The organism is Variovorax sp. KK3 (assembly GCF_001984055.1).
GTDB lineage: Bacteria > Pseudomonadota > Gammaproteobacteria > Burkholderiales > Burkholderiaceae_C > Variovorax.
Genome location: NZ_LYVO01000002.1, coordinates 126,717 through 153,311 on the forward strand (window position 1 = coordinate 126,717; position 26,595 = coordinate 153,311).

Annotated in this window: 23 protein-coding genes; 13 read left to right on the forward strand and 10 right to left on the reverse strand. The window is 66.2% G+C overall.

Annotation, left to right across the window (positions count from 1 at the left end; all coding sequences use genetic code 11):
* Positions 1-10 precede the first annotated feature (10 nt).
* Positions 11-826: an IclR family transcriptional regulator gene (locus tag B0W80_RS01695; RefSeq protein ID WP_076997357.1), complete on the reverse strand. Its 816-nt coding sequence runs from the start codon at positions 824-826 to the stop codon at positions 11-13.
* A 171-nt stretch (positions 827-997) separates the two neighbouring features.
* Here B0W80_RS01695 and B0W80_RS01700 point away from each other — a divergent pair, with 171 nt between their 5' ends.
* Both B0W80_RS01700 and B0W80_RS34615 read left to right on the forward strand, forming a co-directional pair.
* Positions 998-2,200 (forward strand): iron-containing alcohol dehydrogenase, encoded by a 1,203-nt coding sequence (locus tag B0W80_RS01700; RefSeq protein WP_076997358.1) that lies wholly within the window; start codon positions 998-1,000, stop codon positions 2,198-2,200.
* 178 nt (positions 2,201-2,378) lie between these two features.
* On the forward strand, positions 2,379-3,611 hold the full coding sequence (locus B0W80_RS34615) for a metallopeptidase TldD-related protein (protein WP_143684434.1): 1,233 nt from the start codon (positions 2,379-2,381) through the stop codon (positions 3,609-3,611).
* A 24-nt stretch (positions 3,612-3,635) separates the two neighbouring features.
* On the opposite strand, the gene B0W80_RS01710 is transcribed toward B0W80_RS34615, so the two are convergent.
* On the reverse strand, positions 3,636-4,178 hold the full coding sequence (locus tag B0W80_RS01710) for a PaaI family thioesterase (protein ID WP_076997360.1): 543 nt from the start codon (positions 4,176-4,178) through the stop codon (positions 3,636-3,638).
* A 75-nt stretch (positions 4,179-4,253) separates the two neighbouring features.
* Between B0W80_RS01710 and B0W80_RS01715 the strand changes: the two genes are divergently transcribed.
* Genes B0W80_RS01715 through B0W80_RS01730 form a run of 4 tightly spaced genes read left to right on the forward strand, consistent with a single transcriptional unit; the run spans position 4,254 to position 8,120 of the window.
* Complete coding sequence (locus B0W80_RS01715; RefSeq protein WP_076997361.1) at positions 4,254-4,718, forward strand: MarR family winged helix-turn-helix transcriptional regulator; 465 nt, start codon at positions 4,254-4,256, stop codon at positions 4,716-4,718.
* Positions 4,711-5,976, forward strand: a complete 1,266-nt coding sequence (locus tag B0W80_RS01720) for an MFS transporter (protein WP_076997362.1) — start codon at positions 4,711-4,713, stop codon at positions 5,974-5,976. The genes B0W80_RS01715 and B0W80_RS01720 overlap by 8 nt, the downstream gene beginning before the upstream one ends.
* A 7-nt stretch (positions 5,977-5,983) precedes the next feature.
* Positions 5,984-7,387, forward strand: a complete 1,404-nt coding sequence (locus B0W80_RS01725; protein WP_076997363.1) for an MATE family efflux transporter — start codon at positions 5,984-5,986, stop codon at positions 7,385-7,387.
* 31 nt (positions 7,388-7,418) lie between these two features.
* The gene (locus tag B0W80_RS01730) at positions 7,419-8,120 is read left to right on the forward strand and encodes an SDR family oxidoreductase (RefSeq protein WP_076997364.1); all 702 of its coding nucleotides are present in this window, start codon (positions 7,419-7,421) and stop codon (positions 8,118-8,120) included.
* 61 nt (positions 8,121-8,181) lie between these two features.
* Here the strand turns inward: B0W80_RS01730 and B0W80_RS01735 are convergent, their stop codons facing one another.
* The 5 genes from B0W80_RS01735 to B0W80_RS01755 all read right to left on the reverse strand — a co-directional run bounded on the left by B0W80_RS01735 (position 8,182) and on the right by B0W80_RS01755 (position 14,033).
* Positions 8,182-9,741: an NEL-type E3 ubiquitin ligase domain-containing protein gene (locus tag B0W80_RS01735; protein ID WP_179106806.1), complete on the reverse strand. Its 1,560-nt coding sequence runs from the start codon at positions 9,739-9,741 to the stop codon at positions 8,182-8,184.
* Between the two features lie 209 nt (positions 9,742-9,950).
* Entirely contained in the window at positions 9,951-10,715 is a 765-nt protein-coding gene (locus B0W80_RS01740; RefSeq protein WP_076997366.1) for an aldolase, read from the reverse strand.
* Between the two features lie 12 nt (positions 10,716-10,727).
* Entirely contained in the window at positions 10,728-11,369 is a 642-nt protein-coding gene (locus B0W80_RS01745; protein ID WP_076997367.1) for a 2-dehydro-3-deoxy-6-phosphogalactonate aldolase, read from the reverse strand.
* Positions 11,366-12,262 carry a 2-dehydro-3-deoxygalactonokinase gene (locus B0W80_RS01750; RefSeq protein WP_076997368.1) on the reverse strand — a complete coding sequence of 299 codons (897 nt, stop codon included), beginning with the start codon at positions 12,260-12,262 and terminating at the stop codon, positions 11,366-11,368. The genes B0W80_RS01745 and B0W80_RS01750 overlap by 4 nt, the downstream gene beginning before the upstream one ends.
* 34 nt (positions 12,263-12,296) lie before the next feature.
* Positions 12,297-14,033, reverse strand: a complete 1,737-nt coding sequence (locus B0W80_RS01755) for an IlvD/Edd family dehydratase (protein ID WP_076997369.1) — start codon at positions 14,031-14,033, stop codon at positions 12,297-12,299.
* A 210-nt stretch (positions 14,034-14,243) separates the two neighbouring features.
* On the opposite strand from B0W80_RS01755, the gene B0W80_RS01760 reads away from it, so the two are divergent.
* The 7 genes from B0W80_RS01760 (at position 14,244) to B0W80_RS01790 (ending at position 21,250) form a co-directional block, all read left to right on the forward strand.
* The gene (locus B0W80_RS01760) at positions 14,244-15,218 is read left to right on the forward strand and encodes a tripartite tricarboxylate transporter substrate binding protein (RefSeq protein ID WP_076997370.1); all 975 of its coding nucleotides are present in this window, start codon (positions 14,244-14,246) and stop codon (positions 15,216-15,218) included.
* 31 nt (positions 15,219-15,249) lie between these two features.
* On the forward strand, positions 15,250-16,200 hold the full coding sequence (locus B0W80_RS01765; protein WP_076997371.1) for a 2-hydroxyacid dehydrogenase: 951 nt from the start codon (positions 15,250-15,252) through the stop codon (positions 16,198-16,200).
* A gap of 15 nt (positions 16,201-16,215) precedes the next feature.
* A complete protein-coding gene (locus B0W80_RS01770) occupies positions 16,216-16,962 on the forward strand; it encodes a FadR/GntR family transcriptional regulator (RefSeq protein WP_076997372.1) in 747 nt (248 codons plus the stop codon).
* Between the two features lie 77 nt (positions 16,963-17,039).
* Complete coding sequence (locus B0W80_RS01775; RefSeq protein ID WP_076997373.1) at positions 17,040-18,416, forward strand: ABC transporter substrate-binding protein; 1,377 nt, start codon at positions 17,040-17,042, stop codon at positions 18,414-18,416.
* Positions 18,417-18,438: 22 nt separating this feature from the next.
* Positions 18,439-19,317: a carbohydrate ABC transporter permease gene (locus B0W80_RS01780; protein WP_076997374.1), complete on the forward strand. Its 879-nt coding sequence runs from the start codon at positions 18,439-18,441 to the stop codon at positions 19,315-19,317.
* Positions 19,318-19,325: 8 nt separating this feature from the next.
* Entirely contained in the window at positions 19,326-20,168 is an 843-nt protein-coding gene (locus B0W80_RS01785; protein WP_256856441.1) for a carbohydrate ABC transporter permease, read from the forward strand.
* 11 nt (positions 20,169-20,179) lie between these two features.
* Positions 20,180-21,250: an ABC transporter ATP-binding protein gene (locus B0W80_RS01790; protein ID WP_076997376.1), complete on the forward strand. Its 1,071-nt coding sequence runs from the start codon at positions 20,180-20,182 to the stop codon at positions 21,248-21,250.
* Positions 21,251-21,271: 21 nt separating this feature from the next.
* On the opposite strand, the gene B0W80_RS01795 is transcribed toward B0W80_RS01790, so the two are convergent.
* From B0W80_RS01795 to B0W80_RS01805, 3 genes are all read right to left on the reverse strand, one after another.
* On the reverse strand, positions 21,272-23,116 hold the full coding sequence (locus tag B0W80_RS01795) for a bifunctional UDP-sugar hydrolase/5'-nucleotidase (RefSeq protein ID WP_076997377.1): 1,845 nt from the start codon (positions 23,114-23,116) through the stop codon (positions 21,272-21,274).
* Between the two features lie 130 nt (positions 23,117-23,246).
* Positions 23,247-25,022 (reverse strand): DEAD/DEAH box helicase, encoded by a 1,776-nt coding sequence (locus tag B0W80_RS01800; protein WP_076997378.1) that lies wholly within the window; start codon positions 25,020-25,022, stop codon positions 23,247-23,249.
* A 226-nt stretch (positions 25,023-25,248) separates the two neighbouring features.
* Entirely contained in the window at positions 25,249-26,469 is a 1,221-nt protein-coding gene (locus B0W80_RS01805; protein ID WP_076997379.1) for a tetratricopeptide repeat protein, read from the reverse strand.
* Positions 26,470-26,595 lie beyond the last annotated feature (126 nt).

Genomic DNA, 26,595 nt, shown 5'->3' on the forward strand with positions numbered 1-26,595 from the left:
CCTCAGCGCCTCAGCGCCGCGCGCCGAGCGCCTGCTCGATCTCGTGCACCGTCACGATCAATCGCGGCCGAACCTGGTCGAGCAACGTCTGCGACGACAGGCTGTGCGAAGGCCCTGCGGCGTTGATCACCATCAGCGGAAGTCCGCCGCCGGGCGTGAAGGGCACGGCGATGCCGTTGATCTCTTTCTGCCATTCGCCGAAGGAGCTGACGCAGCCGATGCGCGCGTAGTCTTCGCAGGCCTTGCGAATGCCCTTCTCGATCCGCGGCCAGGCCGCGGGGTCGAGTGCCTGGATGCGCTCTTCGAGCGCCAGGCGCACGTTCTCCGGCGCGGCCGCCAGGTAGGCGCGGCCCATCGCGGTGGTGGCCAGCGGAATGCGCGCGCCGATGTCGAGGCGCAGCGTCACGATCGAATGGCCGCGGCAGATCTCGACGTAGAGCATCGACATCTCGTCACGCAGGCCCAGCGAGATCTGCGTGCCGGTGTCGATCGCGAGCTGCTGCATCAGCGGTCGGCTGACTTCTTTCACGTCCAGCCTGGCGAGTGTGGTGCCGCCCAGCATCAACGTGGCCATGCCGAGCCGGTAGCGGCCCGATTCCTCCACGTGATGCAGGTAGCCCAGGCGCGTGAGGGTGTAGGTCAGCCGGGTGACCGTGGACTTCGGCAGCTGGCAGCGTTCGGCCAGTTCCTGGTTGCCCAGCCGCTCCTCGCCGGACCTGAAGCAGCGCAGCACGTCGAGGCCGCGGGCCAGTGCGGTCACGAAATGGCGGTCTTCCCGGCCCTCGTCGAGGCTGTCGGGATCGGTGGCGTATGCGGGCTTCTTCATCGCGTTTCCTGTTCTGCACAGCGGTATCGACCTGCTGCCGGTCGCGTTCCGGTACTGGAAGCCCGGCGCAGAGCTTCACACAATCACGGAACTGCAGAATTATGAACCGCACTGCGAAACCGGCGCATGCAACATGTGGCGGGGTTGCGGTGCACACCACAGGAGTGAGACATGGAAAGAACCGTCGCCGCCGGCGCCCACAACTTCGCGTCGATCGAGCGCGTCGTCTTCGGCCAGGGGGCCGCAGGTGTCATCGCCGCCGAGGCCGCACGTCAGAACGCGAAGCGCGTCTTCATCGTCGCCAGCCGCACGCTGCGCACGCAGACCGGCGTCATCCGCGCCATCGAGGCCGAATTGGGTGAGCGCCATGCCGCCACCTTCGACGGCATTCCGCAGCACACCACGCGCAGCGGCGTGGCCCGCGCCACGGCCGCCGCACTGGCGGCCGATGCCGACCTGGTGGTGGCGGTGGGCGGCGGCTCGGTGATCGATGCGTCGAAGATGGTGACGCTGTGCATGCGCCATGGCATGACCGACGAGCACCTCGAAGCGCTCGACCGCATGGAAGTGAAGCTGGGGGACGACGGCAAGCCGGTGCGCCCGCAGTTCGACGGCCCCGTGGTGCGCATGATCGCGGTGCCCAGCACCTTGAACGGCGGCGAGTTCAACGGCGGCTGCCTGGTCACCGACGAGCGGCGCCACCTCAAGCAGACCTTCTTCCACCCGCTGATGATGCCGCGCACCATCGTGCTCGACCCGGCGCTCACGCTGCACACGCCCGAGTCGCTCTGGCTGGGCTCGGCGACGCGCGCGCTCGACCACGCCATCGAGGCGCTGCTGTCGACCACGCCCACCCCGATCGCCGATGCCGTGGTGCTCGACGGCATCGCGCGCATGGTCCGCGCATTGCCCGCCTGGCGAGCCGAGCCGTCGAGCCTGGCCGCGCGGGCCGACTGCCAGGTGGCGAGCTGGCTGTGCTCCTACGGCTTGTCGAGCCGCGGACCGCAAGGCGGCGTGATGATGGGCCCAAGCCATGCCATCGGCCACGTGCTGGGCGGCAGTTGCGGCGTGCCGCATTACTTCTGCACGCCGGTGATGATGCCGGCCATCCTGCGCTGGTCGGAGCCGGCGACTGCGGGGCGGCAGCGCAGCCTGGCGCAGGCGCTGGGGCGGCCGGAGATGGCGGCGGGTGATGCCTTTGCTGAGCTGGTGAAGACGCTCGGGCTGCCTGCGAGCCTGCGCGACGTCGGTGTGGACGAAAGTCAGTTCGACTTGATCGCCCGCACGAGCATGCGCGAGCTGTTCATTCACGGCAATGCGCGCCGCATTGCGGGGCCGGGCGATGTGATGGACATTCTTCGATTGGCGGCTTGAGCCTTTCAAACCTTTTGACCGACTCGGAGCGGGGCGAGGAACGATTCGAATTTGCTCGTTACCTGTGCCGGTGCGCGCGTAAAGATCGCACGTACTTCCTTTATTTGATAACCAGCAATACACCTCCGAGGCCATTATCTTGTTTTCAATAGGTCCAACAGCACCCCATAGTGCACCATTGAATTTTTTCAACGAGGTGAAGCCCACTTCGGATCGATCGACGGCTCTGCCAGAAAGTTTTTGCCAGTACGTCAAGAAATCTGAACCCGGCGAGTGGTGCTACGTCGATGCCATTCAAACGGGCAAGTCGATTGAGATCAGCTCTTACTTCATCGTCGCCGTTGTGTTGGGATGCCCCATACTCGACGAGCAAGAAAAAATAGGGATACTTCAGCTCGTGCGCGATGATCAGTTTCCGGCAAGCCTGGATTTGTCCAAGGCAACCGAGGTGCCGGGATCCCTCGAAATATTCAGTAAATTCCTTGCATCCGATGGCTGTTCGCTAACGACTTTGTCGATTAGCTTGTCCGATCAGGTGGATGCAAGGCCGATTTCGCAGGGCATTGCGCTTAATCAAAGTATTGCCAGGTTAAAAATATCGTGCCGCTTCGGTGAGTTGCAACAGCACCTCGTGGATGCCGTTGCTCTCAATGCGTCGGTCTCGGAGCTGGCGATCTTCTCCGGGCGTTTAGGCGTGTCGGCAATGAATTCCATTGGATTGGCCATAAGCCAACATCCTACATTGCAGGCGATATGCTTTAAATCCAATCGGATTGATGATGATGGAATGGAGAATTTCGTATTGCACCTTCGTGAAGATGGCGTCTTGAAAAAACTGGCAGTCGAAGACAATAACATTACTGATTTGAGCGTGAAAAACTTGTTCAGTTCCAGTAAAAAATGGGAGACACTTCATATCTCGAACTGCGTCATGAAAACCAGAGGCCATGTAATTGCAGAATTATTGGCAAAAAATAGCCATACAGTTCATTTGGCTCTGAGGTTTTCCCATTTTGCCCCGACGGATATCGAGGCTATTTTCAAGGCCTTGCACAACAACAAGACGCTGCGAACGCTGGATCTGACAAATTGGTTGTTTTCCTGTCCCGCAGCTGTAAAAACAAATGCTGCCGAACTTCTTCGAAATAACTCCACGCTTACTCATTTGAGGCTCGATGAGCTCGATAATCCGCCCGAAATAGAAAAAATGCTGCAGCAGAATCGCGATCGCGATCGTCATTGGACAACGCTGGGGCTGCATATCCACACGCGCCAATACGGCGTGCCCTTCGAGCTCTCCCGCCTGATCGCGGAGGGCATGTGGAAAACGCCCAGCAACGTTCAGGCTGCAATTCAGCTGGCTGAGTCCGCCAAGCCTGCTTCTTCGGACAAAGCCAATCCGAAGGAATAAGCCCGCGAGTCCCAGCCTCTGCTGCTAACGCTTGAACGCCTCGAACACCAGGCACGTGGTCGTCGCATGCGCAAACAGCGTCCCATCCGGCCCCACCAGCCTGGCCTCGGCCGTCGCCAGCTGGCGGCCGCAGTGGATCACCTTGCCCTCGGCCCGCACGCGCTGCACCTTGGGCGTCACCGCTTTCACGTAGTTCACGCTCAGCTCCGCCGTGGTGTAGGCGCGGCCGGGCGGCATCATCGTGTGTATCGAGCAGCCCAGCGCCGAATCGAGCATCGTGGCCACCCAGCCGCCGTGAATTGTGCCGAGCGGGTTCAGGTGCTGCGCGAGCGGTGTGCCCTGGAAGATGGCGACGCCAGGCGCGACCGAGATGATGGTGAAGTCCAGCGTCTTGGCGATCGCGGCATAGGGGATGTCGCCGCGCAGCATGGCCTGCATCATCTCCAGGCCGGTCTTGCCTTCGATCTGGGCGGGACTCGCTACACCGGGGCCGGGGCCGGCCTCCAGGAGGGCGATGACGTCGCGCTCTTCGGCGATCCAGGTGTCGAGTGCGTGGGTCTGCGTCAAGTTCTTTCTCCGTTTCGTGATGGTGGTCGTTCGTGTAAGTTGCATATGCAACGATTGCAGCTACAATCTTCGGCCATGGATGCTATCGCAAAGCCGCAGGGCTGTACCAACTTCCGCTTGCGCCGGCTCACGCGCATGGTGTCGCGGCACTACGACGCGCACGTGGCGGCAGCGGGCCTCAAGACCACGCAGTACTCGCTGCTCTCGCACGTGCTGAGCCTGGGTCCTTTGCGCCCGGTGGACCTGGCGAAAGCGATGAACGTCGAGGCATCCACGCTCACGCGCAATCTCAAGCCCATGGTGGCGGCCGGCTGGCTCACGCAGAGCGAAGGCCCCGATGCCCGCAGCCGCCTGATCGCCATCACCGACGAAGGCCGCGTCAAGCGCGCCGAAGCACAGCGCCTGTGGCGCAGTGCGCAGACCGAACTCAACACCATGCTGGGCGTGGAACGCGTGCTGGCGCTGCATCAATTGATCGACGACAGCATCGCGCTGCTGCAGCGCGCCGGATTGAAGGACGAGGAAAGCAACGATGAGTGATTCAAGGCCCACGACCGCCGCGCCCGCTGCCGGCGCGGCACAACCCTTCGCCCGACATGCGCTGTGGCTGGTGCTGCTGGCCACGGCCGGCACCTTCGCGCTGACCATGGGCGTTCGACAGACGATGGGCCTGTTCCTGTCGGCCGTGAACACCTCCACCGGGCTGGGGGTGGCGAGCATCAGCCTGGCCTTCGCCTTCGGTCAGCTCTGGTGGGGCCTCACGCAGCCTTTCGCCGGCGCGGTGGCCGACCGCATCGGCACCGGCCGCGTCGTGTTCATCGGTGTGCTGCTGGTGGCGCTGGGCACGGTCATCACGCCGTACATGACGAGCACGGCCGGCCTGATCTTCGCGATCGGCGTGCTCGCGGCCGGCGGCGCCGGCATGGCCGGGCCGTCGGTGCTGATGGGCGCGACCGCGCGGCTGGTGTCGCCCGCGCAACGCGGCCTGGCCACCGGCATCGTGAATGCCGGCGGCTCCTTCGGGCAGTTCGCGATGGCGCCGATCGCCATCGGCCTCACGGCGGCCTACGGCTGGGCCAACTCGATGCAGGTGCTGGGCTTCCTGATCCTGCTGGCGCTGCCGGCTGTGTTCGTGCTGAAGGGCAATTCGCAGGCGCTCGCCGCCGCTTCAGGCACCAAGCCGCTCAGCGCGGGCGAGGCGGTGCGCCAGGCGCTGTCGCTGCCGAGCTACCGGCTGCTGAGCCTGGGCTTCTTCGTCTGCGGCTTCCACGTGGCTTTTCTCGCCACCCATCTGCCGGGCGTGATCGCCGCCTGCGGCCTGCCGCCCGAAGTGGGCGGCTGGTCGCTCGCGATGATCGGCCTGTTCAACATCGTCGGCAGCCTGGCCATGGGCTGGGCCGTGGGCCGCTGGCGCATGAAGTCGCTGCTGTCGCTGCTCTACGCCGCGCGTGGTCTGGCGGTGCTGATCTTCCTGCTGTCGCCGAAGACCACGGTCGTGATGCTGATCTTCGCCGCCGTGATGGGCGTGACCTTCCTGTCCACCGTGCCACCCACCGCGGGCCTGGTGGCCAAGATGTTCGGCCCCTCCAACATGGCGATGCTGTTCGGCATCGTGATGCTGGCGCACCAGCTCGGCGGCTTCCTCGGCGCCTACCTGGGCGGCACCATCTTCGAGGCCACGGGCAGCTACGACTGGGTCTGGTACATCGACATCGTGCTGGCGGCCGGTGCGGCGCTGGTCAACTTGCCGATTCGCGAGGCACGACTGCCGTCGCGCACCGCCAAGGCCGCGGCCTGATCCTTTCATGGCAACCCTCGACCCGCGCACGCGCCTCTTGCTGGAGGCGCCGATCGCCCCGACGCTTCTGCGGCTGGCCTTCCCCAACGTGCTGGTGATGGTGGCGCAGGCATCGGTGGGGCTCATCGAAACCTACTTCATCGGCAAGCTCGGCACCGATGCCCTGGCCGGCATGGCGCTGGTGTTTCCGGTCGTCATGCTGATGCAGATGACCTCGGCCGGCGCGGTGGGCGGCGGCATCGCGTCGTCGATCGCGCGGGCCCTCGGCGCGCAGCGGCGCGACGATGCCGACGCACTCGCGCTGCACGCGGTGGTGGTGGCGACCGGCTTCGGCCTGGCCTTCACGGTCGCGTTGCTGGTCGGCGGCCCTTGGCTGTATGCGCGCATGGGCGGCGAGGGCGCTTCGCTGGCCGCAGCGCTGCGCTATTCGCACTGGGTGTTCGCCGGCGCGGTGCTGGTGTGGATCTTCAACGCGCTGGCGGCCGTGATCCGCGGCACCGGCAACATGGCGGTGCCTGCACGCGTGACGGTGGGTGGCGTGTTCTTCCTGGTGCCGGTCTCGCCGCTGCTCATCTTCGGCTGGGGCCCGGTGCCGGCGCTCGGCATCGCCGGTGGCGCGATCGCACTGCTGCTGTATTACCTGGTCGGCACGCTGGCGCTGGTGGCTTACTTGCGCTCGACGAACAGCGTGCTGAAGCTGCGCGTCGAAGGCGTGCGGCTGCAGTGGCCGCTGTTCCGCGACATCCTGCGCATCGGGCTGGTGTCGTCCATCGCCACCGTCTGCGTGAACCTGTCGATCGGCGTCGCAACCGCGCTGTCGGGCCATTTCGGGTCGGGCGCCATCGCGGGCTACGGCACCGGCGCCCGCCTCGAATACCTGCTGGTGCCGCTGGTCTTCGGCCTCGGTGCGCCGCTGCTCGCGATGGTCGGCACCTGCATGGGCGCGGGGCAGCGCGAGCGTGCGTTGCGCGCCACCTGGGTCGGCGTGGCCATGGCCTTCGCGATGGCCGAGGTCGTAGGGCTGGCCGCTGCGCTGTTCCCTCGGCCGTGGCTGCAGCTGTTCGGAAGCGACGCCGCCATGCTGGAGGCCGGCACGCAGTACCTGCGCACGGTCGGGCCCTTCTATGGCTTCTTCGGCGTGGGCCTGATCCTGTACTTCGCCTCGCAGGGCGCGGGCCGGCTGCTGTGGCCGGTGCTCGGCAACCTGGCGCGCCTAGCCGTCGCGGCGTTGGGCGGCTGGCTGGCATTGCAGTGGGGTGGTGCCCTCGTGCACGTGTTTGCCGCGCAGGCGCTCGCGCTCGTGGTCTATGCCGTCGTCATCGCCGGTGCCATCGCGGGTGGCGCCTGGTTCGGGCCCGTGAGCTGGCCGCGCAGCACCGCAGGATTGATGCGCCGGCTCGAGGCTTCCTGATTTCATCCACATCCACCCTGGAGTCAACACCATGCAGATCAAGGACGCAGTCGTCTTCATCACCGGCGCCAATCGCGGCCTCGGCCTGGCCTATGCGAAAGCCGCGCTCGCGGCCGGCGCGAAGAAGGTCTACGCGGCGGCGCGCGATCCGAAGTCGATCACGCTCGACGGCGTGGTGCCGGTCGCGCTCGACGTCACGCAGCCCGCACAGGCCGAAGCGGCCGCGCAAGCCTGCAGCGACGTCACGCTGCTCATCAACAACGCCGGCATCTCGCGCGGCTCGGGCTTGCTCGCTCCGGGCGCGATCGACGCGGCGCGCGCCGAACTCGAAACCAACTTCTTCGGCCCGCTGACGCTCAGCCGCGGGTTCGCGCCGGTGCTGGCGAAGAACGGCGGCGGCGCCATCGTCAACGTGCTGTCGGCCTTGAGCTGGGTCAGCCTGCCGGGCGCTGCCACCTACAGCGCCACCAAGTCGGCGGCCTGGTCGCTCAGCAACGGCCTGCGCAACGAACTGCGAGCGCAAGGCACGCAGGTGGTCAGCGTGCACGTGGCCTTCATGGACACCGACATGGCCAGCCACGTGCCCGGCGACAAGACATCGCCGGACGATGTTGCCCGCCAGACGCTGGCAGCAGTGGAGCAGGGCGCGCCCGAGGTGCTGGCCGATGCGGTGACGCGGCAGGTGAAGCAGGGCTTCGTGGCCGATCCGCCGGCTTACGCCGCAGCGCGTTGAGGTCTTGGCTCCCTCTCCCTCTGGGAGAGGGTTGGGGTGAGGGCACCGGGCGCACGCACGATCAATGCACGTCCAGCTTGCTCAACGCTTGTTGCGTCAATGCCAGCCAAAGCCTGTTCAGCTCTTCGTGTGCACGTTGATTGAGAGCTCGGGTGATGGCTTCATGGTGAAACTCAAATGGAATGCCATCTTTCTTGACCTGCTCGGTAGCCTCTTGTATGAACGGCGCCCAATGTTCGGGGTCGGCCAGTTTCTCGATCTCGGCCACTTCATAGGGCAGCAGTTTCCGCAGGGCATCCTGCCAGGGCCTCCATGTCGCGAGGAAGCCTGCAAAGCCCTGTTCTTCCTCCTGGAGAACCGCGATCCTGGCGCCTTGAATGTCTTCCGAGTTGACGCCGGAGAAGTTGCTTTTGGCGAATTGCGCGTCAGGCTTCTCGCCTCCCAAATCAAGTGATTCGTGAAGCCCTTCGAAATAGGCGAGGTGCGTCTCGATCTCCTCGCCATGGCTCGACAAGCCTTGCGCCTCCCGTTCGGCGTTGATCGCCTTGACCTTCGCGTCTGCCAACCGGTCGATGCAATTGCGGCGGAAGACCTTTCGCCCAATATCGACGACTGCGTGCGGATCGTCATTCAGGGCACCTTGGAAGGCGGGCAGGGCAAGCAACTCCATCCCGACTCGATTCAAGCTGAGCGACACGCGATCGATGCACGATGCATTGGCATCGTGGAGCAGGTCGAAGACGCGGCGGGAAAAAGCAGGATCCAGGACCATCTGCTCCACGAGACGCCGGAGCATGGGCTGAAGGCCGATGCTCTTCGTCTGTCCCAACGCTCTGACGACCAATGTGGCCAGCAGCGACAGGTCGTGGTTCCCCTTGAGCTTCTCCCACGCCGGCGACGCGCACACTTCAGGGGCAAGCGCCAGCTTCTCCAGCAAGATCGCGGTGGGATCGGTGGCCCGGGGAGTCGGCGACTTTTGGATGTCAAAGCGCTGCACGATTGACATAAGCGAACCGCCCAGTTCACGGTTCATGCGAGAGCTCGTGTTGGCCCTCAAGCCGAATGACGTCAAATCGAACGAACTCCAGCGGCCGAAGATGCCGTGCGACATCGAGAGACTTGGAGATCCGTAGGCAGATGCTGGCAACTGCATCGACATGTCTTCCAGCGGCGCAAAGTTTTGTTTTGGTTTTGCCTCCGAAAGGTCGTCCAGCGCGTTCCAGGCGTCGCGGACCTCCGGGTCCAGCGGTTGGCTTCGACTGCCGGCGATGACGTCGCAGCAGATCATTCCACCGCAAATGCGCTCGATCTCGACGGGGGACAGATCGGTGTTGATCAGGACAACGTCCGAAATGAGTGAACGGAGATCGTTGAGGAATGCGAGGGCTTCTTTCGGCCTGTTGCCGACGTGAATGATTCGACATCCATAGCCGCGCTCGACGGTCTTGGCCGTCAAATGCGACAAGAGTTCGACACTCTTGTCAGTCGGGGTTCCCATGGCGATCAGGAAAATGCATGGCTGTCCTGGCTTGGCGGGTTCGCCTTCGATGCGAGTTGGCCTGAAGGTCTGGAACTGGGACGTACTTGACGGGTGCAAACGAACGGAGTGAGTCTGAAACACGAGAAGGCCTCTGGTTGATTTTTTTCCAGGCGTCGCAGCGTGTCTGCCGCGGCCGGGTGCACGTCGAATGACCCGGCATGAGTAACGCTGTGGAAACTCCAGTTCCCACCGCAGTGGCACACGTGCTCCATCGGCAATCGCATTGTCGAAGCGCGAGTCCGCTTCTCGTCGATCGATGGCGCCGCCCCAGGCGCCCGACGATCCCTGATCTAAGCCGTGCGTCGAAGCGCGAGCGGCTCGCTGCGAGCCGCCGGCAACAACCGCCGCAGCGCCTCGAAGAACAGATCCGACTGCTCCCTTTCCCCCTGAATCTGCGCCGCCACGTGCGCGGCCAGCTTCGCGTCGACCGGCACCAGCGGCCGGCCGGTCGATTGCGCGATCACCTGGTGCAGGCAGGCGCGTTCGAGGTAGTAGAGGTCGTCGTAGGCATGCGCGATCGTCGGGCCGGCCACGATCACGCCGTGGTTCGCGAGGAAGGCGATGTCCTTGCCCTCCATCGCGCGGGCGATGCGCTCGCCCTCGGTGTCGTCGAGCGCCAGGCCGTTGTATCGGGCGTCGATCGCGAGGCGGTTCATGAAGCGCATCGCGTTCTGGCTCAGCGTCGGGTCGAGCGCGCGGTCGCTCGTCAACGTCAGTGCCGTCGCGTAGGGCATGTGGCAGTGAAGCACCACCGCGCGGCCCGTGATGCGGTGCACCGCGCCGTGGATGAAGAGGGCGGTCGGCTCGACGCGGTGGCGGCCGGCCAGCACCTCGCCGTGGACGTCGATCAGCACGATGTCGTCGGGCCCGACCTCGCTCCAGTGCAGGCCGCGCGGGTTGATGAGGTAGCGGTCCTGCGCGCCGGGCAATGCCACGCTGAAATGGTTGCACACGCCTTCGGACAGGCCGTGGTGCGCGGCGGCGCGCAGGGCCAGCGCGAGGTCGTCGCGCAGGCGGCGGATGGCGGGGCTGGCGTACTCGGCGTCGAAGGACATCTGCAAAACTCCTCAGCTGCGAAGAAGACCCTGGAAGGCGGCCACGAAATCCATGGCCGACTCGCGCACGGCGGCGGCGCTCTTGCCCGGCTTGTACAGCGCCGAGCCGATGCCGAAACCGGCCGCGCCGGCGTCGCGCCAGGCCTGCATGCCGGCCGGTGTGATGCCGCCCACCGGCAGCAGCCGCGTGTCCGAGGGCAGCACTGCGAGCAGCGCCTTCACCACTGCCGGCGAGGCCAGTTCGGCCGGGAATAGCTTGAGGCCGGTGGCGCCGGCGGCCAATGCGCCGAAGGCCTCGGTCGGCGTCATCACGCCGGGCAGGCTGAGCAGGCCGAGCCGCGTGGCTTCGGCCAGCACCGCCGGGTTGAAATTGGGCGCCACGATCAACTGGCCGCCCGCGGCATGCACCTCGCGCACCTGCTGCGCGTCGAGCACGGTCCCCGCGCCCACCAGCGCATCGGGAAAGCGTTCGCGCAGCAGCGCGATGCTGCGCAACGGCTCGGGCGAATTCAGCGGCACTTCGAGCAGCCGGAAGCCGGCGCCGACGATGGCGTCGCCGACCTCCGGCGCCTCGGCCGGACTCAGGCCGCGCAAGATGGCCACCAGCGGCAGTTGCGCCATGGCGGCGGAGAAGGATTCGAACAAGGTGCTCATGGCTTCGTCTTCTTCGCGTTGAGAAATCCCGACAGCGCATGCAGCCCGGCCCAGGTGGCTTCGGCGCCCATCGTGCGGGCCGTGTTGCCCGACGCCTGCAAGGCCAGCAGGTAGCGCTGCGTGAGCGCCGGCGTGCCGATCAGCACCAGGTCGCTGGCGGCATGGATGGACTGGGTGCGCAGCTCTTCGCCGATCAGCAGGCCCGACAGGTAGCTCGCCAGCTCGCCGGCCGGCATACGGTCGAACAGTGCCAGCGTGCGCGCGCCGAAGGCGTTGTGCAGCAGGCCCTGGCCGTTGTCGGCTTGCGTCACGCCTTCGAGAAACGCCACTTCGTCCAGCGGCGCCTGCGCGTCCATCGTGCGCGCGAGGATCGAGTGCTGGCTCAGCAGCGCATAGAACTCGCCCGTCATGAAAGTGCGAAAGCCCGTGATGCGGCCGCGCTTGACCGTGACCCACTTGTTGTGGGTGCCGGGCAGCACGAACAAGCCGTCCGCCAACCCGGTCAGCGCCATGGCGCCGAGGATCTGCACCTCTTCGCCGCGCATCACGTCGGGCACGCCGTCGTGCATGTCCGACAGGCCCGGCACGATCGCGATGCGGCCCGGTTCGATCTCGACGATGGCTTCGCCGACCTCGACCCGCCCGGAAGGGCACGGGCAGTAGGGCGCTTCGACCCAGCCCTGCTTGCTGCCGGCCATGCCCGAGATCAGGCAGAAGCTGCCGACGGGGCGCATCCAGTCGCCGAAGAGCTCTTCGAACAGCGCCGGAAAGCCGCCCGGCGGCACGGTGAGGATGCCGCGCGGATGGCTGCGCTCTTCGAGCACGTGGCCCTTGCCGTCGAGCAGCGCGCCGCGCAAGGAGCTGGTGCCCCAGTCGATGGCGATCAGATGCATGGGGAATGCGCGATGGGCCAAGGTGTGGAAAGGATCAGTGATTGTCCCTGGGGACGAAGGCGCCGCGCTTGCCGCGCAGGAAACCCAGGTCGGCACCCTGGTCGGCCTGCAGCACGTTGTCGACGTAGAGCTTCCAGTAGCCCGAGTCGAGCGCCGGCTTCGGCGCGGTCCACAGCGCGCGGCGGCGGGCCAGCTCTTCGTCGCTCACGTGCAGGTGCAGCAAGCGCTTCGGCACGTCGAGTTCGACGATGTCGCCGTCCTGCACCAGCGCCAGTGGCCCGCCCGCGGCGGCTTCGGGCGCGGTGTGCAGCACCACGGTGCCGTAGGCCGTGCCGCTCATGCGCGCATCGCTGATGCGGACCATGTCGGTGATGCCCTTTCGCAGCACCTTGGGCGGCAGCGGCATGTTGCCGGCCTCGGCCATGCCGGGGTAGCCCTTGGGGCCGCAGTTCTTCAGCACCATGATGCAGTGCTCGTCGATGTCGAGCGACTCGTCGTCGATGCGCCTGTGCAGGTCGTCCGCGCTCTCGAACACCACCGCGCGGCCCTTGTGCACCAGCAGTTCGGCCGTGGCCGCGCTGGGCTTGATGATGGCGCCGTTGGGCGCCAGGTTGCCGCGCAGCACGCAGATGCCGGCCTTGTCCTTGAAGGGTGCGGCGAGCGGGCGGATGACCTGCGGGTTGTAGTTCTCGGCGTCCTTGACGTTGTCCCAAACGCTCTGGCCGGTGCAGGTGACGATGTCCTTGTGCAGGTGCTGCGCGATCTCCTTGATGACGACCGGCAGGCCGCCCGCGTAGCAGAAGTCTTCCATCAGGTACTGGCCCGAAGGTTGAAGATCGAGCAGGCACGGCAGCTCCGAAGCCAGGCGGTCGAAGTCGTCGAGGTTCAGCTCGACGCCGATGCGCCCGGCGATGGCCAGCAGATGGATCACCAGGTTGGTGGAGCCGCCGATGGCGGCGTTGACCTTGATCGCGTTCTCGATGGCCTGGCGCGTCATGATCTTCGACATGATCAGGTCTTCGTGCACCATGTCGACGATGCGGCGACCGGCCATGCGTGCCAGCACGTTGCGCCGGCCGTCCACCGCGGGATAGGCGGCGTTGCCGGGCAGCCCGATGCCCAGCGACTCGACCATGCTCGCCATGGTGCTCGCGGTGCCCATCGTCATGCAGTGGCCGTGGCTGCGGTGCATGCAGCTTTCGGCCTCGAAGAACTCGTGCAGCTTGAGCGTGCCGGCACGCACCTGCTCGCTCATTTGCCATACGCCGGTGCCGCTGCCGAGCTCCTGGCCGCGCCACTTGCCCGACAGCATGGGGCCGCCCGACACGCCGATGGTCGGCAGGTCGACGCTGGCCGCGCCCATCATCAGCGCAGGCGTGGTCTTGTCGCAGCCCATCAGCAGCACCACGCCGTCGATCGGGTTGGCGCGGATGCTTTCTTCCACGTCCATGCTGGCCAGGTTGCGGTAGAGCATGGCGGTGGGGCGCAGCAGCGTCTCGCCCAGCGACATCACCGGGAACTCGAGCGGAAAGCCGCCGGCCTCGTACACGCCGATCTTGACCTGCTCGGCCAGTGTTCGGAAGTGCGAGTTGCAGGGCGTGAGTTCGCTGAAGGTGTTGCAGATGCCGATGACCGGCCGGCCGTCGAATTGGTCGTGCGGCACGCCCTTGCCCTTGACCCAGCTGCGGTAGATGAAGCCGTCGCGGTCGTGGCGGCCGAACCATTGCTGGCTGCGCAATTCGTGGGCGGGTTTGCGGCGTGAATCGCTCATCGTGTTTGTCTCCGGCTTGTGCCAAATCGGCGCCTCGGCAACTCAGGGTTTGTCCTGCCGGGCAGCCATTTCAATCATCATATGATAAGCCGCAGCTCGACTAGAGAGGCAAGTTTTTCGAGTGAGTTCCACAGGGATTCCTCGGAGATTCCCAAGAGATCCCATAGAGACACGGCGGCCCTGGCCCCGCCCATTGCAGGAGATAAAGCCATGCCCGATTTCCACGACACCACGCGCCGCCGCATCCTGCAGGGCCTGGGTCTCGCCGCACTTCCTCTGTCCTGGCCCGCGTTGGCCGACACCTACCCGGCCAAGCCGGTCGAGCTGGTCGTCCCGGCCTCGGCAGGCGGCGGCACCGACGCGCTGGCGCGTGCCTTCGCCGAGGCGGTGAAGAAGCACCTGCCGCAGCCCGCGGTGGTCAACGACAAGCCGGGTGCGAGCGGCGTGGTCGGCATGAGCGACGTGCTCAATGCCAAGCCCGACGGCTACAAGGTCAGCGTGGTGATCGCCGAGCTGGTGATCCTGCCGCACCTGGGCTTGTCGAAATTCACTTACGCCGACTTTCAGCCCGTGGCGCGGCTCAACGCCGACCCGGCCGCGATCACGGTGCAGGCCGATTCGCCGTGGAACACCATCGAAGATTTCCTGGCCGCCGCCAAGGCCAAGCCGGGTGAAGTGAAGGTCGGCAACTCGGGCAATGGCTCGATCTGGCACCTGGCCGCCGCGGGCCTGGAAGACAAGACCGGCGTCAAGTTCAACCATGTGCCCTACCAAGGCGCGGCACCGGGCGTGGTGGCGCTGCTGGGTGGGCACATCGACGCGGTGGCCGTGAGCCCCGGCGAGGTGGCGGCGCATGTTCAGGGCGGCAAGCTCAAGATGCTGGCGGTCATGGCCGACCAGCGCCTCAAGGCCTTCGACAAGGTGCCCACGCTCAAGGAGCGCAAGATCGACCTGTCGATCGGCACCTGGCGCGGCCTGGCGGTGGTCAAGGCCACGCCGGCGGACATCGTGACGGTGCTGCGCACGGCCACGCGCAAGGCGGCGGACGAGCCGATGCTGCGCGAGCAGCTGGAAAAGCTGAACCTGGGCTTCGCCTACCTCGATGCCGACGCGTTCGGCCAGGCGATGCAGCGCGACCACGAGTACTTCAAGCAACTGGTGCAGAAGGTCGGCATCAAGCCCTGAGCCCCGGCTCGCCCACTCCGAAGCCAAGCCCATGAACACGCCCGCTCGCCCCGAGGTGCTGGTCGTTGCACCGCTGATGCCCTTTCTGATGGAAGCGCTGCAGCGCGAGTACGTCGTCCACGACCGCACGCATGTCAACGACCCCAGTGCCTTCGCCGCCATCGCGCCGCGCATCCGTGGCGTGGTGGCCAACGGCGAGGCCAAGGTGCCGCTCGCGCTGATGGACCAGCTGCCCGCGCTCGAAGTGATCTCCGTCTTCGGCGTGGGCTACGACGGCGTCGACGTTCCTGCGGCGCACGAGCGAAAGGTGCCCGTGACCAACACGCCCGAGGTGCTCAACGACGACGTGGCCGACCTCGCCATCGGCCTGCTGCTGTCGATCGCGCGCCGCATTCCGCAGGCCGACCGCTTCGTGCGCGACGGGCAATGGCCGCAGGGGCCGTTTCCGCTGAACCGCAAGGTGTCGGGCGCGCGCCTGGGCCTGGTCGGCATCGGCCGCATCGGGCAGGCCATCGCGAAGCGTGCGCGTGCCTTCGGCATGTCGATCGCCTACACCGCGCGCTCGCCGCGTGAAGGCGTCGACGGCACGTATCACGCCGACCCCGTGGCGCTCGCCGCAGCGGTCGATTTCCTGGTCGTCATCACGCCCGGCGGCGCCGGCACGCGCGGGCTGATCGATGCGCGTGTGCTGGAGGCGCTGGGCCCGCAGGGCTACTTGGTCAACGTCGCGCGCGGCAGCGTGGTCGACGAGCCGGCACTGGTCGAAGCACTGCAGAAGGGCACGATCGCCGGCGCGGCGCTCGACGTCTTCGCAGCCGAACCGCAGGTGCCCGAGGCGCTGTGGGCCATGCCCAACGTGGTGCTCACGCCGCACATGGCCAGCGGCACTCGGCAGACGCGCGAGGCGATGGCGCAGCTCACCTTCGACAACCTGCGCGCGCACTTCGCGGGCAAGCCGCTGCTGACACCCGTCGACGCCTGAAGGAGCATTGCCTTCGTGAGCAAGAACATCCACGGCCGCACGCTGGACCTGCTGGGCGAGGCCATCGTCTCGCGCCGCTATGCGGTCGGCGCGTCGATGCCCGCCGAGCCCTTGCTGTGCGAGGAGTTCGGCGTCAGCCGCACCGTGGTGCGCGAGGCGGTCAAGTCGCTCGTGGCCAAGGGGCTCATCGTCACCGGCCCCAAGGTCGGCACGCGCGTGCTGCCGGAAGACCGCTGGAACTGGTTCGACCCGGACGTGATCACCTGGCAGTCGCGCGCCGGGCTCACGGCCGAGTTCCTGCGCGACCTGCAAGACCTGCGGCGCGTGGTCGAGCCGGCGGCAGTGCGGCTGGCGGCCGAGCGCGCCACCGATGCCGACATCGCCGAGATCGAGGAAGCCTACGCCGGCATGAAGGCCGCGATCGAGCATGGTGGGGACTACGTGAGCAGCGACCTGCGCTTCCACCACGGCCTGCTGGCGGCCGCGCAGAACCGCATGCTCGCGCAGATGAGCAAGGCGCTAGGCGCCTTGCTGCGCACGAGCTTCGAACTGTCGACCGCCAAGAAGGACGGCCCCGCGATGTCGCTGCCGCTGCACCGCGCGGTGCTCGATGCAGTGATCGCGCACAACCCGGCGCGTGCCGAGCGCGCCATCATCAAGCTGATCGACGGCGCGCGCGAGGACATCGAGGAAGTCCTGCAATCGCGCCGGCGCCTGCCGCGCGTCAACCGCGCGCCACCGCGCCTCAAGGCCGCCGCCTGAGGCTGCGGCCGCACCGTTTCCCGTTCCCAGTCCGCTCGCCCACCGAGCATTCCATCGAACCGAAGAGGAGACACAGCATGAAACTCAAGGCACTCATGATCCCCGTCGTCGCCGCGCTAGGCCTGGCCTTCGCGGGCCAGGCCGCCGCGCAGGAGAAGCTCACCGTCTGGTGGGTCAAGGGCTTCTACAAGGCGGAAGACGATGCGCTGTTCGCGGCCATCAAGAAGTTCGAGGACAAGCACAAGGGCGTGAAGGTCGAGCTTTCGCAGTACCCGGTGCAGGACATGATTCCCAAGACCGTCTCGGCGCTCGACTCCGGCAGCCCGCCCGACGTGGCCTACGCCGACGTCTACGACTTCCAGGTCACCGGCAAGTGGGCCTTCGACGGCAAGCTCGAAGACATCAGCAGCGTCATCTCGCCGATGGCGAGCCGCTTCGCGACGAACACGGTCGAGACCACCTTCCTCTACAACGACCAGAGCAAGTCGAAGGCGTATTACGCCTTTCCGATCAAGCAGCAGACGATGCACATCGAGTACTGGATCGACATGCTGACGGAGGCGGGCTTCAAGGAATCGGACATTCCGACCACCTGGAAGGAATACTGGTCGTTCTGGTGCGACAAGGTGCAGCCGGCCAGCCGCCAGAAGAGCGGCAAGCGCACCTTCGGCATCGGCATGCCGATGGGCGTGGACGCGAGCGACTCCTTCTATTCCTTCCTGACCTTCATGGACGCGTACAACGTGCAGCTGGTCAACGACAGCGGCAAGCTGCTGGTCGACGACCCGAAGGTGCGCACCGGCCTGATCGGCGCGCTCACCGACTACACCGCGCCCTACACCAAGGGCTGCACGCCGCCTTCGTCCACCAGCTGGAAGGACCCGGACAACAACGTCGCCTTCCACAACAAGACGACCGTGATGACGCACAACGCGACCATCTCGATCGCCGCCAAGTGGCTCGACGACATGAACAACGCATCGCTCACGCCCGAGCAGCGCGAAGAAGCGAAGAAGAACTTCACCGAGCGCATTCGCACGGCCGGCTTCCCGAGCAAGCCCGACGGCACCAAGATGATCTACCGCACGGCGGTGAAGACCGGCGTGATCTTCAAGGACGCCAAGAACAAGAAGCGCGCCAAGGAGTTCGTGACCTTCCTCATGCAGGAAGAAAACCTCACGCCGTACGTCGAGGGCTCGCTGGGCCGCTGGTTCCCGGTGACCAAGGCCGGCCAGGCGCGTGATTTCTGGAAGGCCGACCCGCACCGCCAATCGGTGTTCAACCAGTACGCGAACGGCACCGTGCCCTTCGAATTCACCAAGAACTACAAGTTCACCGTGCTCAACAACGAGAACGTGTGGGCCAAGGCGATGAACCGCGTCATCAACGACAAGGTGCCGGTGGACAAGGCGGTCGACGAGATGATCGAGCGCATCAAGGTGGTCGCGCGCTGAGGCGCTGCGAGGGGAATCTTCCATGAGCTCCACCACGACTGCCGTGGCCGGTGCCGCGGCCGGCGCCGCGCCAGCCGACGCGCGCCCGGGCCGCTGGCAGTTCTGGGGGCGGCTCATGGTCGCGCCCTACTTGCTGATCTTCGCGGTGTTCGTGCTCTACCCGGTGTGCTACGGCCTGTGGCTGGCCCGGCATCCGCAGAGCTACGTACACCTGGTGGACGATCCGATCTTCTTCCGGTCGGTGGTCAACACCATCGTGTTCCTGGTGGTCGCCATCAACGTGAAGATGCTGCTGGCGCTGGTGCTCTCGGGCTTCTTCGTGCAGTCGCGCTGGTGGATCAAGATCTTGGCCGGCATCTTCATCCTGCCCTGGGCGATGCCCTCGATTCCGACCATTCTCTCGGTGCGCTTCATGCTCAACCCGGAGTGGGGCGTGATCAACACCACCATCTTCCGCCTGACCGGCGCGGATGGGCCCAACTGGCTCAACGACCCGACGCTGGCGCTGAGCTTCGCGATGCTCATGCACATCTGGAAGTCGCTGCCTTTCTGGACGCTCATCCTGGTGGCCGGGCGGCTGGCGATCCCGAGCGAGCAGTACGAGGCGGCCTCGGTCGACGGCGCCACGTCGTGGCAGAAGTTCCGCTTCATCAGCTGGCCATCGCTGCGCACGCTGTACCTGACGTCGACCATTCTTTCGATGATCTGGACGCTGGGCGACTTCAACAGCGTCTACCTGCTGACCGGGGGTGGGCCGGCCGACCTGACGCATGTGCTGGCGACGTTGGGCATCCGTTATCTGCGGCTCGATCAGGTGGACCTGTCTATGGCTTCCATCGTTGTGGCGATGCCGCTGGTGTTGCCTCTCGTCTACTTCATGATGAAGAGGCTGTCGAAATGAGCCGCCCCATGACGCTCAAGTCCGTGGGAACGGAGGCGAAGCTCCTGCTCATCGGCATTCCCGTGCTGCTGTGGACGTTGATCCCCGTCTACCACATGGTGCTGTTCGCGATCTCGCCGCGCGACTCGGCGACATCGGGCCGGCTGTGGCCCACTTCGCCGACGCTCAACAACTTCCGCATCGTGTTCGAGCAGAAGCATTTCTACCTCGACCACTTCTGGGTGCAGCTCGGCAACTCGCTGATCATCGCGCTGTCGGTGGGTGTGCTGACGCTCTTCGTGGCCACCACCGCGGCCTTCGCGATCAGCCGGCTCAAGGTGCGCGGCGGCCGCACGGTGATGAACATGGCGCTGTTCACCTATTTCATTCCGGCGGCCTTTCTGGCCGTGCCCATGTACAAGACCATGGGCAACTACGGCCTGCTCAACAGCCAGTGGTCGCTCATCCTGGCGATGGTGACGATCGCGTCGCCGTACTGCATCTGGGTGCTCAAGCAGGCCTCGGACAAGCTGCCCTACGAGCTCGACGAGGCCGCACGCATGGACGGCGCGTCGCCGCTGCAACTGTTCCGCCTGGTGTACCTGCCGCTGATGGTTCCGTCGCTGGTGGCGGTGGGCACCTATTCGCTGCTGCTGGCGTGGAACGAGTACCTCTACGCTTTCCTGCTGCTGTCGAACGATCGCAGCGTCACGCTGGCCGTAGCGCTAGGCAACTTCCTCGCGGCCGACGATTCGCCGTGGGAGTTGCTGATGGCCACCGGCCTGATCTATGCGCTGCCGCCCGCGGCCATCTACTACGCATTCAAGCGCTACATGGTGGGCGGCCTCACGGCCGGCGCCGTGAAGAGCTGAGGAAGAAATCCATGGCGACCGTATCCTTCCGCAACGTCAAGAAGTCCTTCGGCAAGACCCAGATCATCCAGGGCCTGGGCTTCGACATCGCCGACGGCGAATTCGTGGTGCTGGTCGGCCCCTCGGGCTGCGGCAAATCGACCCTGCTGCGCATGCTGGCGGGCCTGGAAGACATCACCGACGGCGAGATCCTGATCGACGGCCGCGTGGTCAACGATCTCGAATCCAAGGACCGCGATATCGCAATGGTGTTCCAGAGCTATGCGCTCTACCCGCACATGACGGTGGGCGAGAACATGGGCTTCAGCCTGCGCCTTCGCCACGCCGACAAGTCCGTCACCGACCAGCGCGTGGCCGACGCCGCGAAGATCCTGAACCTCGATGCGCTGCTGCAACGCTATCCGCGCGAACTCTCGGGCGGGCAGCGGCAGCGCGTGGCCATGGGCCGGGCGATCGTGCGCGACCCCAAGGTCTTTCTCTTCGACGAGCCCTTGTCCAACCTCGACGCAAAACTGCGCGTGGCGATGCGCGCCGAGATCAAGGCGCTGCACCAGCGTCTCAAGACAACCACCGTCTACGTTACGCACGACCAGATCGAAGCGATGACCATGGCCGACCGCATCGTGGTGATGCACGACGGCATCGTCGAACAGATCGGCACGCCATTGGCGCTCTACGACCGGCCCGACAACCTGTTCGTCGCGCAGTTCATCGGCTCGCCGTCGATGAACGTGGTCGAAGGCACGCTGCGGCGCAACGGCGCAGGCCATGTGGTCGAAGCCCACGGCGCGCACTGGCCGGCGCCCATGGCGGACGGCGCGTCCGACGGCCAGCCGGTGCACTACGGCATCCGGCCCGGCGACATCGTGCTGGGTGACGCGAGCAGCGGCGTGCCGGCACGGGTGATCGTGGTCGAGCCGACCGGCAACGAAACGGAACTGCTCGTGCAAGTCGGCGATGCCCGCATCGGCCTGGTGGTGCACGGGCGGGTCAACGCCAAGCCGGACGACCAGGTCGGCCTAGCGATCCGCGCCGACAGCGCGCACCTGTTCGATCGGCAGAGCGGGCGGCGCCTGAACTGAGCGCCGAACGCCGCCAGGGCCTCACGGCGTGAGGTTGGTGATGCGGGTGGTGGCTGGCGGCGCCAGCGGGCTGTTGGCCGCGATGTAGGCCTCCAGCGCGTCGACGTCCTGGTCGCCGCCGAGCGCGTCCGTGCCCTGGTTGAACACGGTGAAGTTGTCCCCGCCCGTGGCCAGGAAGCTGTTCATCGTCACGCGGTAGGTGGTGGCGTCGCTCATCGCGGTGCCGTTGAGCGCCATCGCCGTGATGCGGGAGCCGGCCGCCTTCGACAAGTCGTAGCTGTAGCTGAGCGACCTGGAAGGCAGCAGCACGCGCGGCTGGGCCACGGTGTTGGCGCCGCTGTTGAACTGCTGTTCGAGCACGGCGCGGATCTGCGCGCCGGTCATGGTCTTGACCACCAGGCTGTTGCCGAAGGGCTGAACCGTGAAGATCTGGCCGTAGCTCACGTCGCCGCTGGCCGCGGGCGTGAGGTCGGCGCGCACGCCGCCGGGGTTCATGAAAGCGATTTGAGCGCCGCCCTTCGACGGCGCGGCGGTGGCGGCCAACTGCGCGTCGGCGATCAGGTTGCCCAGCGGGCTCTCGCGCGAAGGAGACGAGGTGCGGGTGGCGGGGCCGGTCAGCTGGCCCACCACGCGCTGCACCAGCGGCGCGGCCACGGCTGCGTAATTCGCGATAAGCGCGGCGACGGTCTGGTTCTTGGCGAACACCGGGTATTGATCGGTCGTGGCCACGGTGGCGGCGCCGCTCGTGAAGGCTTCGCTCTGCACGATCACGTTGTTGGCCGACTTGGCCGTGACCTTGCGCGTGCGGGTGTCGATGGTCAGGTCGATGTCGGTGAGCAGCGTGCCGTACTGGCCCGCGCTGGTCAGCAGGAAAGGCTTGGCGGCGTTCATCTTCCCGTAGTCGCACACATAGGCGCGGTGGGTGTGGCCCGAGATCACGACGTCGACTGCGGGATCGAGCCTGTCGAGGATGGGCAGCACGTCGCCTGACAAGCCCGCGCAGCTCTTGTCGTTGTATCCCACCGTGGTGGTGGCGCCTTCGTGAACCACGACCACGATCGCATCGGCGCCCTGCGACTTGAGCTGCGGAATCAAGGCGTTGGCGGTGTCCGCCTCGTCCTTGAACGTCAGGCCGGCCACGCCGGACGGCGTCACGATGGTCGGCGTGCCCTTGAGCGTCATGCCGATGAAGCCCACCTTCACCGTCGCCCCGTCCTGCGTGAAGCTCTTGATGCCGGTCGCGGGGAAAAGGGTGTTGCCGTCCCCCTTGACGGTGTTGGCCGCCAGAAAGCCGAAGTTGGCGCCCGGGAAGGCCTTGTTGACGCGGCAAGGCTCGAGCGGCGTGTTCTTCGCGCAGCCGCCGTTCTTCATGCGCAGCAGTTCGGTCTGGCCTTTGTCGAACTCATGATTGCCGACCGCGTTGAAGTCGATCTTCATTTCGTTGACGGCCTCGATGGTCGGCTCGTCCAGGAACAAGGACGACACCAGCGGCGAAGCACCGATCATGTCGCCGGCCGATACGACGGCGTTGTTCGGGTTTCGCGCCTTCAGCGCGGCAACGGCGGTGGCCATGTACGCCACGCCACCGGCGGGCACGGAGACCGTGCCGCCCCCGGTGGCGGGTGCGCTGATCGAGACCTTGGGCGGCTCCAGGTTTCCATGCAGATCGTTGAAGCTGATGAGCTTCACGTCCATCTTTTCAGGGGGCGTGGGCGTTGGTGGCGTGGGCGGCGGCGTGTTCGGCGTGCCACCCCCGACGCTAGGCAGGACGAACGGAAAGCCGCCGCCACCGCCACCACCGCAGGCCGACAGCAGCGCTGCGGCGACGGCGCCGGCGAGTGCGGCATGTTTCAACGAGATGCGCATGGGTTGCTCCGCTCCTGGGTCGATGCGGGCATGCTATGAAGCGCGCGTGACGTACGCGTGACCCGAACGCCGGCCGAGCAGGCATGAAAAAAGGGCGCCGCAGCGCCCTCGTATCCAGACTCTCGGCCGATCAGCGGCCGTAGGAACGGCCACCGCCGCCGTAGCCACCACCGCCGGAGCGTCCGCCGCCCGAACGGCCGCCACCGCCGCCGCCCGAACGATTGCCACCGCCGCCACCACCGCCGCGACGCCCGCGCCCGCCGAAGCTGTCGACGCTGGTGCGCAACGGATCAGGCTGGCCTGCGGCACCGACGATCGCCTCGGCGCGTTGGTGCGCCAGCGCATCGGCCTGCGTGGGGCTGTGGCTGTTGCCGTGATGGCGCGGCTGGCGCTCTTCGTGCGGCACATGGTGCTGTGCGTGGTGCGGCGCGTGATGAGGGGCGTGGTGCGGCGTGCGTGCCGGGCCTTGGCCGCCGCGACCCGACTGGGCGCGCGGGCCTTGGCCTTGCCCCTGGCCGCCACCGTTGCGGCCCGCCTGGGCGCCCTGGCCGCCGCCGTTGCCACGGCGCTGGCCACCGTTGCCACCATTGCCGCCGTTGCCACCGCGTTCGCCCTGCGTGGCCTTGTTGTCGCGGATGCGCTGCATCATTTCCTGGCGCGCAGCCTTGGCGGCGGCCTGCATCACGTCACGGCTCGGCGGGCGGCCGGCGCCGCCCCACAGGGTCTGGCGGCCCATGGCGATGGGCTCGGCGCGTTCGCCTTCTTCGGGGCCGAAGCCTTCGATCACCTTCACCGGGATCTGCTGCTTGGTGAAGCGCTCGATCTCCTGCATGAAGCCTTCTTCGTCCAGGCACACCAGGCTGACCGCCTCGCCGCTGGCACCGGCGCGGCCGGTGCGGCCGATGCGGTGCACGTAGTCTTCGCTGATGTTGGGGACTTCGTAGTTCACGACGTGCGGCAGTTCGTCGATGTCGATGCCGCGCGCTGCGATGTCGGTGGCCACCAGCGCGCGGATGTCGCCGCTCTTGAAGCCGGCCAGCGCCTGGGTGCGCGCGCTCTGGCTCTTGTTGCCGTGCAGCGCCATCGCCTCGATGCCGTTCTTGGTCAGGAATTCGGCGACGCTGTTGGCGCCGAACTTGGTGCGCGTGAACACCAGCACCTGGCTCCAGTTGTGCTCGCTGATGATGTGCGCGAGCAGCGCCTTCTTCTTGCCGCGGCCCACCGGGTGGATCACTTGCGTGATGCGCTGCACGGTGGTGTTGCGTGGCGTAACTTGAACGCTTTGCGGGTTGCGCAGCAGCCGGGCTGCCAGGTCGCGGATCTCGTCGCTGAAGGTGGCGGAGAACAGCAGGCTTTGCTTCTGTTCCGGCATCAGCGCCAGGATCTTCTTCACGTCGTGGATGAAGCCCATGTCGAGCATGCGATCGGCTTCGTCGAGCACCAGGATCTGCACGGTCGACAGGTCCAGCATGCCCTGCTGTTGCAGGTCGAGCAGGCGGCCGGGGGTGGCCACCAGGATGTCGACGCCGCGCTTCAAGCGGTCGATCTGCGGGTTCATGCCCACGCCACCGAAGATCACGGTGGAGCTTTGCTGCAGGTACTTGCCGTAGGTGCGAACCGATTCCTCGACCTGCGCCGCGAGTTCGCGGGTGGGGGTGAGTACGAGGGCGCGAACGCCGGTGCCGCCGAACTTGTTGGTGGCGCTGCGGCTCATCGTGAGCTTGTGCAGCAGGGGGAGGGTGAAGGCAGCGGTCTTGCCGGTGCCGGTCTGGGCGCCGCCCAGCAGGTCGTGGCCATCGAGCACCACGGGAATCGCCTGGGCCTGGATCGGGGTGGGCGTTTCGTAGCCTTGCTCGTGCACGGCTTTCAAGATGGCCGGGGCCAACTTCAGATCGTCAAAGTTCATTGATGTCAAACAAGCGCCTTTGCACGGCGCGGTGGTATCGGCCTACCCGCGCGTCGTGCTTGTCGACGCGGGGCCAGTAGGGGCAGATGAAGGTAAGGTGTGGAGCCCGAAAGCCTTTGGGTGGGCCTTCTTCGTCCCCGGCAGGGAGCCGGTGTTGCGGGCAACTGGACCCGGCAACGGCCTGAATTGTCGCATGAGTTCGAATGGGCCCTCCCGGGGCCCGGGTTCAGCGGCGTTTCAGGTAAACGTACATGCCCGGGATGGACGTGCGCTGGTCTTCGCGAATCGGCGAACGCACCAGGTGCAGAACGTCGAAGCCGCGGCGCTCGGCCAGCGTGCGCAGGTAGCGCTCCGAATGGGCGTAGCGCAGGCTGGGCAGCAGCTCGAAATCGGGGCGCTCGCTGGAGGCGCTTTCGGCGGAGAAGCAGAAGATGCCGCCGGGTTCCATCGCGCGCTCCAATGCCGCGAACACTGGATCGAGGTCGCCGACGTAGATGAAGACGTCGGCGGATGCGACCAGGTCGTGGCGTTCCTGGGTCTGCAGCAGGTGCGCGACGATGTCGGCATGCACGAGTTCGTCGTAGAGGTTGAGCGCGCGGGCCTTCTCGAGCATCAGGCTCGACAGGTCGACACCCACGAGGCGCTGCGTCATCGGCTTGAGCAGCGGCGCGCACAGGCCCGTGCCGCAGCCCAGGTCCAGCGTCGAGCGGTACGGCCCGCCGCGAATCGCCGCCAGGTGCCCGACCAGCGTGTTGTGCGCCCGGTAGCCGAGCACGTCCACCAGATGCGCGTCGAAGTCGTCTGCATAGTCGTCGAACAGCGTCTCGACGTAGTTGGCCGGGGCGGTAGGCGGCAGGGGCTGGGCCGACACCGAGGCCAGGTAGAAGCGATGCAGATCGGCATCGGCCCCGTGCGCCAGCGCTTGCCTGAAGGCTTCTGCGGCTTCCTCGTTGCGCTGCATTTCCCGCAGGATGCCGCCGCGGTTGCTCCAGGCTTGCGCCATCTTCGGGTTGGCGGCCAAGGCGCGTTGATAGGACACCAGCGCCTGCTGTGGCTGGTCGAGCGCCTGCAGCGTCTGGCCATGGCAGAACCACGGCTCGGCGGCCGGCAGCGTGCCCGCCGCCAAGACCTTCTCGAATCCGGCCAGGGCTTCCTGGTGTTGGCCCAGTTGAGAAAGCGCATTGGCCTTGTGGAACCAGGCCTCGGCGTTGTCGGGCTCGACGGCCAGAACCTGGTCGGCCGCCTCCAATGCTTCCTGCGGCTTCACACGCTTGATCAGCGTCGCCGCAAGGTTGATGAGGGTCGAGACCCTTCCGGGCAGGAGCGCGAGCGACGAGCGGAAGTGGAACTCCGCTTCTTCGTATCGCTGGGCATTGAAGGCCTTGAGCCCGTCGAGAAAGAGCTGCTTGGCCTGCTCGAAGGCACTACCGGCGGGGGCTGCAATCATGGGGGCGAAGAATAGCAGCGCGCGGGGGCGTCAGCTGCGCTGCAAGCGCTACGGTCATGCCCCGGGCCGACCCGGCTCCAAGTGTGTTTCATCAGACCGCGGCAGGATTTGAAGCGACCCGCCTTC

Bases quoted from the DNA above. Each gene is read 5' to 3' on its own strand.
- B0W80_RS01695 (WP_076997357.1), bottom strand. From the start codon at position 826: ATGAAGAAGCCCGCATACGCCACCGATCCCGACAGCCTCGACGAGGGC.
- B0W80_RS01700 (WP_076997358.1), top strand. From the start codon at position 998: ATGGAAAGAACCGTCGCCGCCGGCGCCCACAACTTCGCGTCGATCGAG.
- B0W80_RS01715 (WP_076997361.1), top strand. From the start codon at position 4,254: ATGGATGCTATCGCAAAGCCGCAGGGCTGTACCAACTTCCGCTTGCGC.
- B0W80_RS01720 (WP_076997362.1), top strand. From the start codon at position 4,711: ATGAGTGATTCAAGGCCCACGACCGCCGCGCCCGCTGCCGGCGCGGCA.
- B0W80_RS01725 (WP_076997363.1), top strand. From the start codon at position 5,984: ATGGCAACCCTCGACCCGCGCACGCGCCTCTTGCTGGAGGCGCCGATC.
- B0W80_RS01730 (WP_076997364.1), top strand. From the start codon at position 7,419: ATGCAGATCAAGGACGCAGTCGTCTTCATCACCGGCGCCAATCGCGGC.
- B0W80_RS01740 (WP_076997366.1), bottom strand. From the start codon at position 10,715: ATGTCCTTCGACGCCGAGTACGCCAGCCCCGCCATCCGCCGCCTGCGC.
- B0W80_RS01745 (WP_076997367.1), bottom strand. From the start codon at position 11,369: ATGAGCACCTTGTTCGAATCCTTCTCCGCCGCCATGGCGCAACTGCCG.
- B0W80_RS01750 (WP_076997368.1), bottom strand. From the start codon at position 12,262: ATGCATCTGATCGCCATCGACTGGGGCACCAGCTCCTTGCGCGGCGCG.
- B0W80_RS01755 (WP_076997369.1), bottom strand. From the start codon at position 14,033: ATGAGCGATTCACGCCGCAAACCCGCCCACGAATTGCGCAGCCAGCAA.
- B0W80_RS01760 (WP_076997370.1), top strand. From the start codon at position 14,244: ATGCCCGATTTCCACGACACCACGCGCCGCCGCATCCTGCAGGGCCTG.
- B0W80_RS01765 (WP_076997371.1), top strand. From the start codon at position 15,250: ATGAACACGCCCGCTCGCCCCGAGGTGCTGGTCGTTGCACCGCTGATG.
- B0W80_RS01775 (WP_076997373.1), top strand. From the start codon at position 17,040: ATGAAACTCAAGGCACTCATGATCCCCGTCGTCGCCGCGCTAGGCCTG.
- B0W80_RS01780 (WP_076997374.1), top strand. From the start codon at position 18,439: ATGAGCTCCACCACGACTGCCGTGGCCGGTGCCGCGGCCGGCGCCGCG.
- B0W80_RS01785 (WP_256856441.1), top strand. From the start codon at position 19,326: ATGACGCTCAAGTCCGTGGGAACGGAGGCGAAGCTCCTGCTCATCGGC.
- B0W80_RS01790 (WP_076997376.1), top strand. From the start codon at position 20,180: ATGGCGACCGTATCCTTCCGCAACGTCAAGAAGTCCTTCGGCAAGACC.
- B0W80_RS01795 (WP_076997377.1), bottom strand. From the start codon at position 23,116: ATGCGCATCTCGTTGAAACATGCCGCACTCGCCGGCGCCGTCGCCGCA.
- B0W80_RS01800 (WP_076997378.1), bottom strand. From the start codon at position 25,022: ATGAACTTTGACGATCTGAAGTTGGCCCCGGCCATCTTGAAAGCCGTG.
- B0W80_RS01805 (WP_076997379.1), bottom strand. From the start codon at position 26,469: ATGATTGCAGCCCCCGCCGGTAGTGCCTTCGAGCAGGCCAAGCAGCTC.